Raw genomic sequence first — 15,840 nt, forward strand, 5'->3', positions numbered from 1 at the left:
GGGGCAGGCCTGCGTATGCATGGTGCTGCCTTTATTACTCAAAAAAACCGAAGGACAATGCAATGACAACACGCTCTCATCATGACCATGTAGAAATGCAGTTTGGCTCACAGGCCAGCGCCTACCTGACCAGCGCCGTACACGCCTCCGGGCGCGATCTGCAACGTCTGGCCGAAAGGCTGGCGGATTTTCCTCAAGCGCACGTGCTGGATATGGGATGCGGCGCCGGCCACGCCAGCTTTGCGGCGGCAGGGCAGGTTGCACAGGTGACGGCGTATGATTTATCCAGCCAGATGCTGGACGTTGTGGCTCAGGCCGCACGTGATAAAGGTTTTGCTAATATTACCACTCAGCAGGGATATGCCGAGTCTTTGCCTTTCGCTGACGCCAGCTTTGATGTAGCGATCAGTCGTTATTCTGCGCATCACTGGCACGATGTCGGTCTGGCGCTGCGTGAAGTGAAGCGAGTGCTGAAGCCGGGCGGAGTAATGATTATTATGGATGTGATGTCGCCCGGGCATCCGGTTCGCGACGTCTGGCTGCAGACCGTTGAGGCCCTGCGCGATACTTCCCATGTCCGCAACTATTCCAGCGGCGAATGGCTGGCAATGACGAGTGAGGCGGGTCTGGTGATTAATCATCTGCTGACCGACCGCTTGCCGCTGGAGTTTGGCTCATGGATTGCGCGCATGCGAACGCCAGCGGCGCTGGCGGAAGCGATTCGCTTATATCAGGAGAGCGCATCGGCTGAGGTTAAGGCCTATTTTGCCCTGCAGCACGATGGTTCGTTCACCAGCGATACGATTATGTTTGAGGCCCACAAGGCGGCCTGACGCCGGGATAAAAAAAGGCACCGCATGGGTGCCTTTATCATGCCTGATGAATCATCAGGATTCTGGTCTGTCGCTGTTTTTCACGAACAGCGTCAGCTGATCGCCGGGCTTCAGGTTGCCAGTATCGCTATTCCAGCGCATGACATCACGAATGTTGACGCCATGGCGTTTCGCAATGCTCGACAGGGAGTCGCCTTTGCGCACGCGATAAGTGATGCTATCGCTGTTGTTAGCCAGACGCTCGGCGCTGCTGCCTGCGCCAATCACCAGATTCTGACCAACCTTCAGGTTAGAACCGCGAATACCGTTCCACTGCTGCAGATCTTTGGTTGATACGCCGAGACGCGACGCAATGCCGGAAATCGTATCGCCGGAACGCACCTTGTAGCTACGGCTGGTTAACGGCTTGTTGTCAGCCAGCAGCGTCGGCTGCACGGCTGCAATATCGCCGGAAGCCAACGATTCGCGCAGCTGTGCGGCGTGCTTCTGCGGCACCAGCACGTAGTTTGGCCCATTCGCGCCCAGGGTTGATCCTTTGACGCCAGCATTGAAGGTCTTCAGCTTGCTGACCGGCATTCCTGCCATATCGGCTAACTGTGAAATCTCAACCGGGCTGTCGAGACGTACGCGCGCCAGAGCCCGGCTTTCGTCTGCCGTCGGCAGCCTCACGCCGTAGCGCTTGCTGTTCTTGAGGATATCGCTCAGGGCCAGCATTTTCGGTACGTATATTTTGGTTTCATGCGGCAAAGACAGCGACCAGAAATCGGTGGGTTTACCACGCGCTTTGTTCGCTTTGATCGCCTTCATGACCCGGCCTTCGCCGCTGTTATACGCCGCAACGGTTAACAACCAGTCGCCGTCGAACATTTTGTTCAGACGTTGCATCATGTTTAACGCTGCCGTGGTTGAGGCAACGATGTCACGACGCGCATCGTAACTGCGGGTCTGTTTCAAACCATAATTGCGCCCGGTGCTCGGAATGATCTGCCAGATGCCTGCGGCATTGGCGCCAGACGTTGCGTGCGGGTCAAAAGCGCTCTCCACTATGGGTAGTAATACCAGTTCCATCGGCATGTTACGTTTCTTAACTTGCCCGGCTATCCAGTACATATACGGCTCTGCCCGTAAAGTTACATCGTGGAGATAGCTCTTATTTCTTAAATACTTCTGTTTTTGTTCGCGAATCCGGACGTTTTCCGGAATTCCCATCTTTAGCTCGTCGCCTATCGAAGTCCACAGATCCTGGTCTTGCGCGTAGAAGGTTCCATCATCTAACCAGCGCGCTCGACTTGTGAACTTGCTTGCTTCCCCTTGACTCGCTGCAGAAAGGCTCTGTGCGTGCTGTTGTACGGTGCCATCGTTCTTAGACGCCTGGCACCCCACCAGCAGGACAGAGGCGAGTAAAATCGCTCGTGCCTTCATGTGTGTGTCAATAGTTGCTTAAAAGACGAGCAAGGATAACGGTGAAGTCCCCCGAAGACAAGAATTAAATCTCAGAAGTCGTCTTTCTTTGACCTTAACCACGCAAATCTCTGAACAGAGTGTTGCAAATTTGTTTCTTTGTTTATTTCTTCAATTAAATCATGATCATCTGTACGTAAAAATAAATTTATACGACGTTCATTTTTCAGAGTTACGGGTAGTGTCTTTTGTTTTTTTGCGCGTAACTCATTAACTTTGCGATAGTAATCATTTATATCCTTATCATGGGGCAAGATGCTCATTGCAAACTTCATATTTGCTAAAGTGTACTCATGTGCGCAACATATTAACGTTTCATCAGGAAGGGCGTTAATCTTTTTAAATGATTGATACATCTGGTCTGGTGTGCCTTCAAAGAGTCTGCCGCAGCCGCCGGAAAACATTGTATCGCCACAAAATAGATAAGGTTTACTGTAGAAACAGATGTGTCCTAAAGTGTGACCTGGCGTAGCAAAAATAGAAAATTCGCGGCCCAAAACGGACAGGCTTTCTCCGTCCTTTACGATGCAGGTTGCTCCCTTATCCTGGGTTTCTGCCGGTCCGTAAACCGCTATTGCCGGGAATTTTTCACATAGTTGTTTTACGCCGCCAACGTGGTCGTGATGGTGATGCGTTAAGAAGATGGCTTCCGGCTGCCAGCGGTTTTGTTCTATCGCGGCGAGCACCGGCGCGGCTTCTCCCGGGTCGACTATCAGACAGCGGCCGCTATCTTCACTGAGAACCCAGATGTAGTTGTCCTGAAATGCGGGAATACTGATAAGATTCATAAATTACCTCTAAAGCGTAGCGGAAGGTTGCGATGAAGCCGGCAAGGATACCTCAGACAGTTACAGCGCCAGAGCACTGGTCCAGCATGCCCTGGGGCGAATACTACCGCGAATCGCTGGAACGGCAGATGAAACCGTGGCTGGCTAAATTATATGGCTTTCATTTACTTAAGATTGGCAATCTGAGCGCGGAAATCAATACGGAGTCCTGCGCGATTTCCCATCAGGTGAATGTCTCTTTACAGGGTAATCCCGTGCAGGTAAAGGCCGATCCGCTGCATTTGCCTTTTGCCGAGAAGTCGGTTGATGCCTGCCTGCTGGCGCATACCTTACCCTGGTGTAGCGATCCGCATCGACTGCTGCGGGAAGCAGACCGAGTGCTGATTGACGATGGCTGGATCATTTTGACCAGTTTTAACCCCATGAGCCTGATGGGATTACGCAAGCTGGTGCCGGTCTTGCGCAATAAGCCCCCCTATAACAGCCGCATGTTTACTTTAACGCGTCAGATGGACTGGCTGGCGCTGCTGAATTTTGAAGTGATGCATCACGGTTGCTACCAGGTCCTTCCCTGGTCTCGTCACGGGGGGAAAATGCTCAGCACCCATTTACCTGCTTTAGGATGTTTACAGCTCATTATTGCCCGTAAACGTACGATCCCCTTGACGCTAAACCCGATGAAATCGGGCAAAGCAAAAAAACGGATACCGCAGGCGGTGGGCGCCACACGTCAGTGGCGCAAGGGGCAAAATTAGCGCTCTGCCAGATAACCGGTATCATCCCGGGTGGGATGAGAGGCGGCCGCGCGCGCCAGTTCGTCGCAGCGTTCGTTTTCCGGATGCCCCGCGTGGCCTTTGACCCACTCCCATTTTATTTTGTGTTGACCCAGCGCAGCGTCCAGGCGCTGCCAGAGATCGACATTTTTGACCGGTTTTTTATCCGCCGTTTTCCAGCCGCGCTTTTTCCAGTTGTGGATCCACTGAGTAATACCCTGACGCACATACTGGCTGTCGGTACTGAGGATCACTTCGCAATGTTCTTTCAGCGCTTCGAGGGCGACGATGGCGGCCATCATCTCCATGCGGTTATTCGTCGTGAGGTTAAAGCCTTCGCTAAAGGTTTTTTCTTTTCCGCGATAGCGTAAAATTGCACCGTAGCCGCCGGGGCCTGGATTGCCCAGGCAGGAACCATCGGTGAAAATTTCTACCTGTTTGAGCATCTCTGGTAGACTTCCTGTAATTGAAATCGATACGTAAAACGGTAAGTCTGACATAAATGACCGCTATGAGCACTGCAATTACACGACAGATCGTTCTCGATACCGAAACCACCGGTATGAATCAGATTGGTGCGCACTATGAGGGGCATAAGATAATCGAGATCGGCGCGGTAGAGGTGATCAACCGCCGCCTGACCGGGAACAACTTCCACGTCTATCTTAAGCCGGATCGCCTGGTGGACCCTGAAGCTTTTGGCGTCCACGGTATTGCGGACGAATTCCTCATGGATAAGCCCGTGTTTGGCGATGTTGTCGATGAGTTTCTCGATTACATCCGCGGCGCGGAGCTGGTCATCCATAACGCATCGTTCGATATCGGCTTTATGGACTATGAATTTAGCAAGCTGAATCGCGGCATTCCGAAGACCGATACTTTTTGCAAGGTGACCGACAGCCTGGCCCTGGCGCGTAAGATGTTCCCGGGCAAGCGCAATAGCCTTGATGCTCTTTGCTCGCGTTATGAAATAGATAACAGCAAGCGAACGCTCCATGGGGCTCTGCTCGATGCCCAGATTCTGGCCGATGTTTATCTGATGATGACCGGCGGTCAGACGACGATGGCTTTCTCTATGGAAGGGGAAGGGCAGCGGCAGGCCGGAGATACGGGAATACAGCGCGTTGTCCGGGCAGCCAGTAAGCTACGCGTAGTTTATGCCACTGATGAAGAGCTGGTGAACCATGAATCCCGCCTCGATCTGGTACAAAAGAAAGGCGGAAGCTGCCTGTGGCGGGCATGATTGTGCAGTAAACGCGTTAAAAATAATCTGATGGGTGATTTTTGCAGCAAGCGATTCAAAAATGAAGAAAAAGCGTTGACGGAGTAGAGGGGAAACCGTAATATTCGCCTCGTTCCCAACGGAACAGTATGTGGAGCGGTAGTTCAGTCGGTTAGAATACCTGCCTGTCACGCAGGGGGTCGCGGGTTCGAGTCCCGTCCGTTCCGCCACTATTCAGAAAGCCTGAATCAGAAATGATTCAGGCTTTCGTCGTTTTAGCCTGCTGAATCATTACTCTTCCCTCTTTTCGCCAGCGAGCGGTATGCCGCATTAACGCTTTTGCTCTGAGCAGCGTGAGTTTTCTCTGGGGTCTCAGGGGCGCGTTATCGCGGGGGTTTAAGGCATAAAGAAAGGGAGCACAGGCTCCCTGATATGCGGTCTTTAATTGAGCGTGAAGGGGTCGGCATCCTGCCAGGCTGGAAACTTCTCGCGATACTCGTTCAGCGCCGTCAATGAAAGCTCTGCGTCAAGGCGAGTGGCCTGATGCGGCTCGGCGGTGGCGATAATTTCGCCCTGCGGCGTAATTATCCGACTGTCGCCCCGGTAATGGTGGCCATTGCCGTCGGTACCGACGCGATTGCATCCGGCAACATAAGCCTGATTTTCGATAGCCCTGGCCACCAGTAGCGACTGCCAGTGCGTTGAGCGTGGTGCGGGCCAGTTGGCAACATACAGCGCTAAATCGTAGTCGTTATGATTGCGCGACCAGACCGGGAAGCGCAGGTCGTAGCACACCAGCGGCAGGATCCTCCAGCCGCGCCATGCAAAAATGACCCGTTCGTTACCCGCCTGGTAATGGTGATGTTCATCCGCCATGCGGAACAGATGTCGTTTATCATAGAAATGGATTTTACCCTCGGGCTCCACCAGCAAAAAACGGTTAACGGGCCCGCGTTCCGTTTGCAGCGCCGCGCTGCCGGCAATCAGCGCATTGGTTTGCGCGGCTTTAGCTCCCATCCAGGCAACCACTTCCTCTTGCGATAGCGACTGTTTTGCCGCCTCCATCGCGAAACCGGTGGTGAACATTTCGGGTAAAACAATGAGGTCCCGCCCGGTAATCCCTTCCAGTTGACGATCGAAATGACGCAGGTTGGCGGGACCGTCCATCCACACCAGCGGTTGTTGTAAAAGGGTAATTTTCAGTCCGGGCACGGTGGTAACTCCAGCGTTGTGAAAGGAATGATAAATACTTTAACACCATATCAGCAGGCGGAGGGCTCACGGAATAGTTTGTCAAAGAAATGACAGGACGGGATATCGCTTATGGAGAACTGCCAGAAAAAAGAGAGGCGGGAGGCCCGCCTCGATCGTGATGTGATTATTTTTTAGTTTTAGGCCGCTTCAATCTTGCGAACCTTCTCCGGCAGCTTTACCGGTCGGGTCGCCAGTTCATCCGGGGCGAAGTCGTCGACGTTGATGCTGCGCAGACGGCTGGTTTCAGCACGGACCAGGATGTCCGCCTCGTCCTGATTGATTAACCCTTTTGCCAGCGCGTTACGGGCCAGTTCATCAAGTCGGGTAAAGGACAGATTCTTGCCCAGCTCTTTACAGATACGCTGGTGGATAGGATCTGCCGCCATCACATCAAGCAGCGCTTCCTCCAGCAGACCGACCGGGTTATGCTCGCTCGGCGTCAGATACTGACCGCGGCCGATACGAGAACGCGTCGCGCTCGGAACCTGCAGGATTTTCGCGACTTTATGATCCAGCTTGTCTGAAGGCGCCAGGTAATGACGTCCGGTCGGGAAGATAGCCACGCGAAGCGCGCCCGCTACCAGACGATTCGGGAAGTTCACCAACAGATCGTCAATCGCCTGCTCGGCCTGATACAGCGCATCCTGCACCCCCCAGTGCACCAGCGGTAAGTCCGCTTCGTTACGCCCCTCATCGTCATAGCGTTTCAGGACCGCCGACGCCAGGTAGAGCTGGCTCAGCACATCGCCCAGACGCGCAGAAATTCTTTCACGACGCTTCAGACTACCGCCCAGTACCGCCATTGAGACATCGGACAGCAGAGCCAGGTTGGCGCTCAGGCGGTTCATATGCTGATAGTAGCGACGAGTGGCATCGCGGGTCGGCGAGCTGCTGGTAAGGCCGCGAGTCAGGCCCAGCCAGAAACTGCGTACCTTGTTGCTTCCTACGTGGCCGATGTGTTTAAACAGCAGCTTATCGAAAGCGTTAACGTCGTTATTCTGCGCCGCCGCCATTTCATCCAGCACGTATGGATGGCAACGAATCGCCCCCTGGCCGAAGATCATCATGCTGCGGGTAAGAATATTCGCGCCTTCAACGGTGATGGCGATTGGCGCGCCCTGATAAGCCCGCGCCAGGAAGTTTCCGCTGCCGAGCATAATGCCTTTACCACCGGTAATATCCATTGCATCGATGATCGAGCGCTGGCCGCGGTGGGTACAGTGGTACTTCACGATTGCCGACAGTACCGCAGGTTTTTCGCCAAGCATAATGCCGTAGGTTATCAACGAGGCGGCAGCATCCATTACGTAGGCGTTGCCTGCAATACGCGCCAGCGGTTCTTCGATCCCTTCCATTTTACCGATGGAGATTTTGAACTGGCGGCGAATGTGCGCATAGGCGCCGGTGGCCATGGCGACAGACTTCAGGCCCCCGGTGGCGTTCGATGGCAGGGTGATACCGCGACCTACGGATAAGCACTCAACGAGCATCCGCCAGCCCTGGCCGGCCATGGTCGGGCCACCGATAATGTAGTCGATAGGAACGAAAATATCTTTACCCTGGGTCGGACCATTCTGGAATGGAACGTTCAGCGGGAAATGACGACGACCGATCTCAACGCCCGGCGTGGTTGTCGGGATGAGGGCGCAGGTAATACCCAGCTCTTCTTCACCTCCCAGCAGACGGTCGGGGTCGGAGAGTTTAAATGCCAGCCCCAGCACGGTGGCGATAGGGGCAAGCGTAATATAGCGTTTGTTCCAGGTCAGACGCATACCCAGCACCTGCTGGCCTTGCCATTCGCCCATGCAGACCACGCCGGTATCCGGAATCGCGCCGGCATCTGAACCCGCTTCCGGGCTGGTCAGCGCGAAGCAGGGAATTTCCTGGCCGCGAGCCAGGCGTGGCAGATAGTGATTTTTCTGTTCTTCCGTACCGTAATGCTGCAGCAGCTCGCCCGGGCCTAATGAGTTAGGCACGCCGACGGTAATCGCCAGAATACCGGAGACGCCCGACAACTTTTGCAGAACGCGAGCCTGTGCATAAGCGGAGAACTCCAGCCCGCCGTACTCTTTCTTAATGATCATCGCAAAGAAGCGATGCTCTTTCAGATAAGCCCACAGCTCCGGCGGCAGATCCGCCATTTCGTGAGTGATTTCGAAGTCGTTCGCCATTCGGCAGGCTTCTTCAACCGGGCCGTCAATAAAGGCTTGTTCTTCGGCAGTCAGGCGCGGCTGCGGGTAGTTGTGCAGTTTCTGCCAGTCGGGATTGCCGCGGAACAGATCGCCTTCCCACCATGTTGTCCCGGCATCAATTGCTTCTTTCTCGGTACGCGACATCGGCGGCATGACCTTACGGAAAGCGCGGAAGGCTGGCACTGAAATCATAGATTTGCGCATCGGCGCAAAATTGAACGGCAGTAAAAGGATTGCCAGCGGGACCAGCAGCCAGATATTCCACAGCCCTGCAATGCCGAGCGCGGCGGTCCAGAGCAGCAAAATCGCGCTGCTGAGCAGCAGACTGATTCGGTGATAGAAGAGCGCACCGAGTAAAACAACGGTTGCAACAATACTCAAAATCATCATAGAGAAATGCTCCCTGTCTTGTAGGAGGTCTGACCACTTGTGATGATATGGTTGTAGTGGATGTAATTTGTTTTAGCAATGTGTTTACAAAATAATTACAACCTTGCTCACATTGTTGTACGGAATTGCGGCACATAAAAGCAAAACGCCAGAGGATAACCGCGCCTGCGGCTTCTCGCTTCGCCGGCTATCCGGTAAACTGCCTGGGTTATCCCACCCATACTGAAGGATTATCCTCATGTACCAGGATCTTATTCGTAACGAACTGAACGAAGCCGCCGAAACGCTGGCCAATTTTCTGCAGGACGAAGCCAATATCCATGCGATTCAGCGCGCAGCGGTGCTGCTGGCGGATAGCTTTAAGGCCGGCGGTAAGGTGCTCTCCTGCGGTAATGGCGGTTCGCACTGCGATGCGATGCACTTTGCGGAAGAGCTGACCGGGCGCTATCGTGAAAATCGCCCCGGCTATCCGGCCATTGCGATTTCAGACGTGAGCCACCTTTCTTGCGTGAGTAATGATTTTGGCTATGAATATGTTTTCTCGCGCTATGTGGAATCTGTGGGGCGTGCAGGGGACGTACTGCTGGGGATCTCCACTTCCGGAAATTCTGGTAACGTCATCAAAGCGATCGAAGCTGCCCGCGCTCAGGGCATGAAAGTTATTACCCTGACCGGTAAAGACGGCGGTAAAATGGCAGGCTCTGCGGACGTTGAAATCCGCGTACCGCATTTTGGCTATGCCGACCGCATTCAGGAAATCCATATTAAAGTGATACATATCCTGATTATGCTGATCGAAAAAGAGATGGTTAAAGCTTAAAAGGCTATTTTGTTAGCCATTTTGAACCCGGTCAGTGCTCAGACAAAACTCACCGAGTTTTGAACGCCCTTCAGGGCGGCCCGGAGGGTGAGCGTAGCGAATCATCCTCACGTACATGAAGTACGCTCCGGTTTCTGTGCGCTGGCCGTGTCCAAACTGACAGCACCAGTAACGCCTTTTATGTTTCAGTAAGTGGTATGAGGTGATCTATGTGCGAACTGCTCGGGATGAGCGCGAATGTGCCAACTGATATTTGTTTCAGCTTTACCGGGCTGGTTCAGCGCGGTGGCGGAACCGGGCCGCATAAGGACGGCTGGGGAATTACCTTTTATGAAGGTAAAGGCTGTCGCACATTTAAAGATCCGCAGCCTAGCTTTCAATCGCCCATCGCTAAGCTGGTGCAGGAATACCCCATTAAATCCTGCTCGGTTATCGCCCATATTCGTCAGGCCAACCGCGGTATTGTCGCGCTGGAAAATACTCATCCCTTTACCCGCGAACTCTGGGGACGTAACTGGACCTATGCGCATAACGGCCAGCTGGAGGGGTATGAGTCTCTCGAGACGGGAAATCTGTATCCTGTCGGGGAAACCGATAGCGAAAAGGCGTTCTGCTGGCTGCTACATAGCATCACCGAACGCTATCCGGAAATGCCGGGAGACATGGTTGAGGTTTTCCGGTTTATCGCCACGCTCGCCGGGGAGCTGCGTGAAAAAGGCGTGTTTAACATGCTGCTCTCCGATGGGCGCTACGTCATGGCGTTTTGCTCAACGAATTTATACTGGATTACGCGACGGGCACCGTTTGGCGTAGCGACGCTGCTGGATCAGGATGTCGAGATTGACTTTCAACGCGAGACCACACCGAATGATGTGGTCACCGTTATCGCCACCCAGCCGCTGACCGGTAACGAAACCTGGCATAAAATCATGCCAGGCGAGTGGGCGCTATTTTGCCTCGGGGACCGTGTAGTTTGAAGCAAGCTGTGGCTGAACGACTTCGTGGCTGAGCGGTTTGCTCACTACGTAGCGGCCATCGACTACGGAAACCACCGGCGGCTTGTGCGTCAGGCGGAAGTAATCATACCCGGGTTTCAGCTGCTTCCAGAAATCCGCGAAGTAGGAAAACTTGTGGCGCGCCATGTTGGCATCGGTCATGCGGAAAGGATAAATACTCACCTGAACGTTGGGCTGACCAAAAACTAAGGCGCCGGTGACGAACTGGAAAATCTCGTCAATGCCGGTATCGGTCATGGCGTAGCAGCCGACCGATACGCAGGCGCCGTGAATCATCAGATATTTGCCTTCGTAACCATGCGCCCGATCGTAGGCGTTCGGAAAGCCGATATTGATCGCTTTATAGAAACGACTATCGGGTTTTAACTGGTTACGGGAAACATTGTAAAAACCTTCCGGGCTTTTGAAGTCGCCCTGACGCTGCTTTGGCCCGAGACCGCCGGAGTAGTTACAAATGCGGTAGCTGTCGAGAAGCTGCCAGGTTTCGCCCATCTTGACGTAAAGATCGAGCATGCGCTCTTCTTTAAAGATCTCAATGTAGACCGGCGAGCCCATGAGCTGCTGCTTATACTCTTTGCTCATCGGCGTTGTCGAGCTGTTACTGCTAAGTAGCCCTGCGAATGAAACGCATGGCAACAGAAGCATCGCAATAAATAATGCGATTTTGCGCATACTACTTGTTCCTTGATAAAACAAATAACCACATTGCCAGGACGGCAAGAGAGACCCGAAATCAGAGTATTCTGGTTTTAGAGCGCTCACATTAGCATCACGGCATTTTTTCGCAAGCACGACGTGCTGCGTTTACGTCTGAGTTTTCCGTTATAGCGAATCCTGGGGCAAAGCGCAGTCAGAACTTTGCGTAATAGCTCGCATTTTAGAACCACTTAGTGGCGGTTTGTCTACAGGCGCAGCTCACGAAATGTTACACTTGGCCTGCTAACTGTTCAGGGTAAGAAAGGATGCTTCTCTCCCGTCTTGTGAATCACCAGGACTATGATGTTCCTTTCTTCCTCATATATTCCATTAATTATGCTGGCCTCGGCCTGAAACCGGGGTTTAAGTAACGGATACCTGCTAACGATATGATTAAAATCACGAAAGGGCTGAATTTGCCCATAGCTGGCATGCCATCACAGCAGATTTCTTCGAAGACTGCGGTCAAGCGCGTTGCGCTGTTGGGTGAAGAGTACATCGGTATGCGCCCATCAATGGCGGTGCGTGAAGGGGACCGGGTGCAAAAAGGTCAACTTCTGTTCGAAGATAAAAAAAATCCTGGCGTGCGTTTTACTGCACCTGCGAGTGGAACCGTCAGCGCCATTCATCGCGGCGAGCGCCGGGTTCTGCAGTCGGTCGTTATTGATGTGGATGGCGAAGAGTCCGTTCATTTTCCCCGCTATGAATTAGCCGAACTTGCCGGATTGACGCGCGAGAGCGTTCAGCAGCAGCTGCTGGAGTCCGGGCTGTGGACGGCATTTCGCACCCGCCCTTTCAGTAAAATACCTGCGCCGGGCAGCGTTCCTGCGGCCATTTTTGTCACCGCGATAGACACGAATCCGCTGGCGGCCGATCCTCAGCCAATCATTCTGGCCCAGCGCGAAGCGTTTGACGCCGGTTTGACGCTGTTGACGCGGTTGACCGACGGTAAAGTTCACGTGTGTCAGGCTGGCGGCGGCAAGCTTGGCGGGCATCCTGTCGGCCAGGTGACCTTTAATCAGTTTGCCGGTCCGCATCCGGCCGGGCTGGCGGGGACTCACATTCATTTTCTTGAGCCGGTCAGCCTGAAAAAGCAGATCTGGCATCTTAACTATCAGGATGTTATCGCCGTCGGCAAAGTGTTCCTTGAAGGGGAGTTGTACAACGAACGCATCGTTGCTCTTGGCGGCCCGCAGGTCAAAGAGCCTCGTTTGTTAAAGACCTGCTTAGGCGCCAGCCTTGATGAACTGCTTGAAGATGAGCTGCTGGACGATGAAAACCGCATTATCTCTGGTTCAGTCCTCAGCGGAACCCATGCGCGCGGGCCTCATGCTTTCCTTGGGCGCTTTCATTTACAGATAAGCGTTGTGAAAGAGGGGCGCGAGAAAGAGCTATTCGGCTGGGTGATGCCGGGGAAAGATAAATTCTCCATTACCCGTACCACCGTCGGCCACTTTCTGAAGCGTAAGCTATTTAATTTCTCGACGGATACCAACGGCGGCGAGCGGGCTATGGTACCGATTGGCAACTATGAGCGAGTGATGCCGCTGGATATTCTGCCCACCATGCTGCTGCGCGATTTGCTGGCGGGCGATACCGACAGCGCGCAGGCGCTGGGCTGTCTGGAACTGGATGAAGAAGACCTGGCGCTTTGCACCTACGTTTGTCCCGGCAAGTATGAATATGGTCCGGCATTGCGCAGCGTGTTAACCCAGATTGAGCAGGAAGGATAAGTGATGGGCTTAAAGCAACTGTTTGACAAACTTGAGCCGCACTTTACGCACGGCGGCAAGCTGGAAAAATACTACCCGTTGTTCGAAGCGACGGCGACCCTGTTCTATACACCCGGTCAGGTGACGCGCGGAGCGGCGCACGTCAGAGACGCCATCGACCTTAAGCGGATGATGATACTGGTGTGGTTCGCCGTTTTCCCGGCGATGTTCTGGGGAATGTATAACGTTGGTCTGCAGACCATACCGGCACTGGCTAAATTATATAGCGCTGAACAGCTGCAGCAGGTCATCGCCGGGAACTGGCACTACAGCATTGCCCAGTGGCTGGGGGTAAACTTCACCGCTGATGCCGGCTGGCTCAGTATGATGACGCTGGGTGCGGTATTTTTCCTGCCTATCTACATCACCGTGTTTCTTGTCGGTGGGTTCTGGGAAGTCCTGTTTGCTATCGTGCGTAAGCACGAAATAAACGAAGGCTTCTTCGTGACCTCAATCCTGTTCGCGCTGATTGTACCGCCATCGCTGCCACTATGGCAGGCTGCGCTCGGGATCACGTTTGGCGTCGTCATGGCCAAGGAGATCTTTGGCGGAACCGGGCGTAACTTTCTCAACCCGGCGCTGGCGGGGCGGGCCTTTCTGTTCTTTGCCTGGCCGGCGCAAATTTCCGGCGATCTGGTGTGGACCGCAGCGGATGGTTTTTCCGGCGCGACGCCGCTGTCCCAGTGGGCTAGCGGCGGCGGTGAATCGCTGGTTAATGTCACAAGCGGACAGCCGGTAAGCTGGATGGATGCCTTCCTCGGCAATATTCCGGGCTCGATTGGCGAGGTTTCGACGCTGATGATTCTGATCGGCGGCGCCATCATCATTTTCGGTCGCGTGGCTTCCTGGCGCATTGTCGCTGGGGTATTCCTCGGCATGGTGGCTACCGCGACGCTGTTTAACTTCATTGGCTCTGATACCAACCCGATGTTTGCCATGCCGTGGTACTGGCATCTGGTTCTCGGCGGTTTTGCTTTCGGCATGATGTTTATGGCGACGGATCCGGTGTCCGCGTCGTTTACGGATAAGGGTAAATGGAGCTACGGCCTGCTGATCGGCGTGATGTGCGTCCTGATTCGCGTCGTCAACCCGGCCTATCCGGAAGGGATGATGCTGGCGATCCTCTTCGCCAACCTCTTTGCGCCGCTGTTCGATTACCTGGTGGTGCGGGCCAATATTAAGCGGAGGAAGTCGCGTGGCTGAGAATAAAAGTAACGATAGCATCGGCAAAACGCTGCTGGTGGTGCTGGTGCTTTGCCTGGTCTGCTCAATCGTGGTCGCCGGTTCTGCCGTCGGGCTAAAATCGCGCCAGCAGGAGCAGCGCGCGCTTGATAAACAGCGCAATATCCTGGCGGTTGCCGGTCTGATGAAGCAGGGAATGAGCGCAGATGAAGTGGCCGATATTTTTAAGGCCCGCATCTCTCCACGATTAGTCGATCTCGCTAGCGGGGAGCTGCTGGATAAAGACCCGAGCAAATTTAATCAGGCCCAGGCCCTGAAAGATCCGCAGCAGAGCTTGCAGCTGGAAGCCAGCCAGGATCCGGCGGGTATTAAACGCCGCAGTAATATCGCCGAAATATATCTGGTGCGTGATGAAAAACAGCAGATTCAGGAAGTCGTACTCCCTATTTACGGCAACGGTCTGTGGTCGGTGATGTACGCGTTTGTGGCGCTGGAAACCGATGGCCGTACGGTAAAAGGGATCACTTATTACGATCATGGCGAAACGCCGGGGCTGGGCGGGGAAATTGAAAACCCCAACTGGCGCCAGCAGTTCGTCGGTAAACAGGTGCTTGATGATAAAGGGATGCCTGCGCTGAGAATCGTCAAAGGCGGCGCGCGTCCTGGCGACCTGCACGCCGTTGATGGCCTGTCGGGCGCAACGCTGACATCAAACGGCGTGCAGCATAGCTTTGATTTCTGGATGGGCAAACTGGGCTTTGGCCCATTCCTGCAAAAGGTGCGAGAAGGGGAGCTGAATAATGGCTGATTTGGGCGACATGAAAGAAATGAAGCGCGTGCTGGTGGGGCCGCTTATCGCTAATAACCCTATCACTCTGCAGGTACTGGGCGTCTGCTCCGCGCTGGCGGTGACCACCAAGCTGGAGACCGCTTTTGTAATGACCATTGCGGTGACGCTGGTTACGGCATTCTCCAGCATGTTTATCTCCATGATTCGCCACCACATTCCGAATAGCGTGCGCATCATTGTACAGATGGCGATTATCGCTTCGCTGGTTATCGTCGTCGATCAGGTGCTACGCGCGTTTGCCTATGAGATCTCGAAACAGCTTTCGGTTTTCGTCGGTTTGATCATCACTAACTGTATCGTGATGGGGCGCGCCGAAGCCTATGCCATGAAGTCGCCGCCGTTGGCGAGCTTTATGGACGGTATTGGCAACGGTCTGGGATACGGGGCGATCCTAATCATCGTCGGTTTCCTGAGAGAGCTGATCGGCAGTGGTAAGCTATTCGGTATTACTGTGCTGGAAACGGTGCAGAACGGCGGCTGGTATCAGCCAAATGGTCTGTTTCTTCTGGCACCCAGTGCGTTCTTCATTATCGGTTTGTTGATTTGGGCGGTGCGCAGCTGGAAGCCTGAACAGCAGGAAAAGGAGTAACC

15 protein-coding genes and 1 tRNA gene are annotated in these 15,840 nt (G+C 54.0%); 10 read left to right on the forward strand and 6 right to left on the reverse strand.

Annotation, left to right across the window (positions count from 1 at the left end):
- The first annotated feature begins 62 nt into the window (after nucleotides 1-62).
- The gene (locus ABLV75_RS11785; RefSeq protein ID WP_004099138.1) at nucleotides 63-833 is read left to right on the forward strand and encodes a class I SAM-dependent methyltransferase; all 771 of its coding nucleotides are present in this window, start codon (nucleotides 63-65) and stop codon (nucleotides 831-833) included.
- 54 nt (nucleotides 834-887) lie between these two features.
- On the opposite strand, the gene mltD is transcribed toward ABLV75_RS11785, so the two are convergent.
- Both mltD and gloB read right to left on the reverse strand, forming a co-directional pair.
- A complete protein-coding gene (mltD, locus tag ABLV75_RS11790) occupies nucleotides 888-2,255 on the reverse strand; it encodes a murein transglycosylase D (RefSeq protein WP_004099139.1) in 1,368 nt (455 codons plus the stop codon).
- Nucleotides 2,256-2,326: 71 nt separating this feature from the next.
- Entirely contained in the window at nucleotides 2,327-3,082 is a 756-nt protein-coding gene (gene gloB / locus ABLV75_RS11795) for a hydroxyacylglutathione hydrolase (RefSeq protein ID WP_004099140.1), read from the reverse strand.
- 32 nt (nucleotides 3,083-3,114) lie between these two features.
- On the opposite strand from gloB, the gene ABLV75_RS11800 reads away from it, so the two are divergent.
- On the forward strand, nucleotides 3,115-3,837 hold the full coding sequence (locus ABLV75_RS11800) for a class I SAM-dependent methyltransferase (protein WP_004099141.1): 723 nt from the start codon (nucleotides 3,115-3,117) through the stop codon (nucleotides 3,835-3,837).
- Here the strand turns inward: ABLV75_RS11800 and rnhA are convergent.
- A complete protein-coding gene (rnhA, locus tag ABLV75_RS11805) occupies nucleotides 3,834-4,301 on the reverse strand; it encodes a ribonuclease HI (protein WP_004099142.1) in 468 nt (155 codons plus the stop codon). The two genes, ABLV75_RS11800 and rnhA, sit on opposite strands and share 4 nt — an antisense overlap.
- 65 nt (nucleotides 4,302-4,366) lie before the next feature.
- On the opposite strand from rnhA, the gene dnaQ reads away from it, so the two are divergent.
- Nucleotides 4,367-5,098 (forward strand): DNA polymerase III subunit epsilon, encoded by a 732-nt coding sequence (gene dnaQ / locus ABLV75_RS11810; protein ID WP_085955793.1) that lies wholly within the window; start codon nucleotides 4,367-4,369, stop codon nucleotides 5,096-5,098.
- 132 nt (nucleotides 5,099-5,230) lie between these two features.
- Nucleotides 5,231-5,307, forward strand: a tRNA-Asp gene (locus ABLV75_RS11815).
- 211 nt (nucleotides 5,308-5,518) lie between these two features.
- On the opposite strand, the gene ABLV75_RS11820 is transcribed toward ABLV75_RS11815, so the two are convergent.
- The gene (locus tag ABLV75_RS11820; RefSeq protein WP_004099144.1) at nucleotides 5,519-6,289 is read right to left on the reverse strand and encodes an amidohydrolase; all 771 of its coding nucleotides are present in this window, start codon (nucleotides 6,287-6,289) and stop codon (nucleotides 5,519-5,521) included.
- A gap of 179 nt (nucleotides 6,290-6,468) precedes the next feature.
- On the reverse strand, nucleotides 6,469-8,913 hold the full coding sequence (fadE, locus tag ABLV75_RS11825; RefSeq protein WP_004099146.1) for an acyl-CoA dehydrogenase FadE: 2,445 nt from the start codon (nucleotides 8,911-8,913) through the stop codon (nucleotides 6,469-6,471).
- A gap of 238 nt (nucleotides 8,914-9,151) precedes the next feature.
- Here fadE and lpcA point away from each other — a divergent pair, with 238 nt between their 5' ends.
- Entirely contained in the window at nucleotides 9,152-9,733 is a 582-nt protein-coding gene (lpcA, locus tag ABLV75_RS11830; RefSeq protein WP_004099149.1) for a D-sedoheptulose 7-phosphate isomerase, read from the forward strand.
- A 209-nt stretch (nucleotides 9,734-9,942) separates the two neighbouring features.
- Nucleotides 9,943-10,710, forward strand: a complete 768-nt coding sequence (locus ABLV75_RS11835) for a class II glutamine amidotransferase (RefSeq protein ID WP_004099151.1) — start codon at nucleotides 9,943-9,945, stop codon at nucleotides 10,708-10,710.
- On the opposite strand, the gene dpaA is transcribed toward ABLV75_RS11835, so the two are convergent.
- A complete protein-coding gene (gene dpaA / locus ABLV75_RS11840) occupies nucleotides 10,681-11,421 on the reverse strand; it encodes a peptidoglycan meso-diaminopimelic acid protein amidase (protein WP_004099152.1) in 741 nt (246 codons plus the stop codon). The two genes, ABLV75_RS11835 and dpaA, sit on opposite strands and share 30 nt — an antisense overlap.
- A 413-nt stretch (nucleotides 11,422-11,834) precedes the next feature.
- On the opposite strand from dpaA, the gene ABLV75_RS11845 reads away from it, so the two are divergent.
- Genes ABLV75_RS11845 through ABLV75_RS11860 form a run of 4 tightly spaced genes read left to right on the forward strand, consistent with a single transcriptional unit; the run spans nucleotide 11,835 to nucleotide 15,838 of the window.
- On the forward strand, nucleotides 11,835-13,178 hold the full coding sequence (locus tag ABLV75_RS11845; protein ID WP_017146579.1) for a Na(+)-translocating NADH-quinone reductase subunit A: 1,344 nt from the start codon (nucleotides 11,835-11,837) through the stop codon (nucleotides 13,176-13,178).
- 3 nt (nucleotides 13,179-13,181) lie between these two features.
- A complete protein-coding gene (locus ABLV75_RS11850) occupies nucleotides 13,182-14,420 on the forward strand; it encodes an NADH:ubiquinone reductase (Na(+)-transporting) subunit B (RefSeq protein ID WP_004099158.1) in 1,239 nt (412 codons plus the stop codon).
- Nucleotides 14,413-15,207 carry a Na(+)-translocating NADH-quinone reductase subunit C gene (locus tag ABLV75_RS11855; protein ID WP_004099160.1) on the forward strand — a complete coding sequence of 265 codons (795 nt, stop codon included), beginning with the start codon at nucleotides 14,413-14,415 and terminating at the stop codon, nucleotides 15,205-15,207. The genes ABLV75_RS11850 and ABLV75_RS11855 overlap by 8 nt, the downstream gene beginning before the upstream one ends.
- On the forward strand, nucleotides 15,200-15,838 hold the full coding sequence (locus ABLV75_RS11860) for an NADH:ubiquinone reductase (Na(+)-transporting) subunit D (RefSeq protein ID WP_004099162.1): 639 nt from the start codon (nucleotides 15,200-15,202) through the stop codon (nucleotides 15,836-15,838). Before ABLV75_RS11855 ends, ABLV75_RS11860 begins: the two co-directional genes overlap by 8 nt.
- Nucleotides 15,839-15,840: the final 2 nt, after the last annotated feature.

Source organism: Klebsiella sp. CN_Kp066, assembly GCF_040065135.1.
In the GTDB taxonomy this organism is placed as follows: domain Bacteria; phylum Pseudomonadota; class Gammaproteobacteria; order Enterobacterales; family Enterobacteriaceae; genus Klebsiella; species Klebsiella oxytoca.

What these genes read in the sequence shown, in the direction of transcription:
- ABLV75_RS11785 (WP_004099138.1), top strand. Translation starts at nt 63, where the DNA reads ATGACAACACGCTCTCATCATGACCATGTAGAAATGCAGTTTGGCTCA.
- mltD (WP_004099139.1), bottom strand. Translation starts at nt 2,255, where the DNA reads ATGAAGGCACGAGCGATTTTACTCGCCTCTGTCCTGCTGGTGGGGTGC.
- gloB (WP_004099140.1), bottom strand. Translation starts at nt 3,082, where the DNA reads ATGAATCTTATCAGTATTCCCGCATTTCAGGACAACTACATCTGGGTT.
- ABLV75_RS11800 (WP_004099141.1), top strand. Translation starts at nt 3,115, where the DNA reads ATGAAGCCGGCAAGGATACCTCAGACAGTTACAGCGCCAGAGCACTGG.
- rnhA (WP_004099142.1), bottom strand. Translation starts at nt 4,301, where the DNA reads ATGCTCAAACAGGTAGAAATTTTCACCGATGGTTCCTGCCTGGGCAAT.
- dnaQ (WP_085955793.1), top strand. Translation starts at nt 4,367, where the DNA reads ATGAGCACTGCAATTACACGACAGATCGTTCTCGATACCGAAACCACC.
- fadE (WP_004099146.1), bottom strand. Translation starts at nt 8,913, where the DNA reads ATGATGATTTTGAGTATTGTTGCAACCGTTGTTTTACTCGGTGCGCTC.
- lpcA (WP_004099149.1), top strand. Translation starts at nt 9,152, where the DNA reads ATGTACCAGGATCTTATTCGTAACGAACTGAACGAAGCCGCCGAAACG.
- ABLV75_RS11835 (WP_004099151.1), top strand. Translation starts at nt 9,943, where the DNA reads ATGTGCGAACTGCTCGGGATGAGCGCGAATGTGCCAACTGATATTTGT.
- dpaA (WP_004099152.1), bottom strand. Translation starts at nt 11,421, where the DNA reads ATGCGCAAAATCGCATTATTTATTGCGATGCTTCTGTTGCCATGCGTT.
- ABLV75_RS11845 (WP_017146579.1), top strand. Translation starts at nt 11,835, where the DNA reads ATGATTAAAATCACGAAAGGGCTGAATTTGCCCATAGCTGGCATGCCA.
- ABLV75_RS11850 (WP_004099158.1), top strand. Translation starts at nt 13,182, where the DNA reads ATGGGCTTAAAGCAACTGTTTGACAAACTTGAGCCGCACTTTACGCAC.
- ABLV75_RS11860 (WP_004099162.1), top strand. Translation starts at nt 15,200, where the DNA reads ATGGCTGATTTGGGCGACATGAAAGAAATGAAGCGCGTGCTGGTGGGG.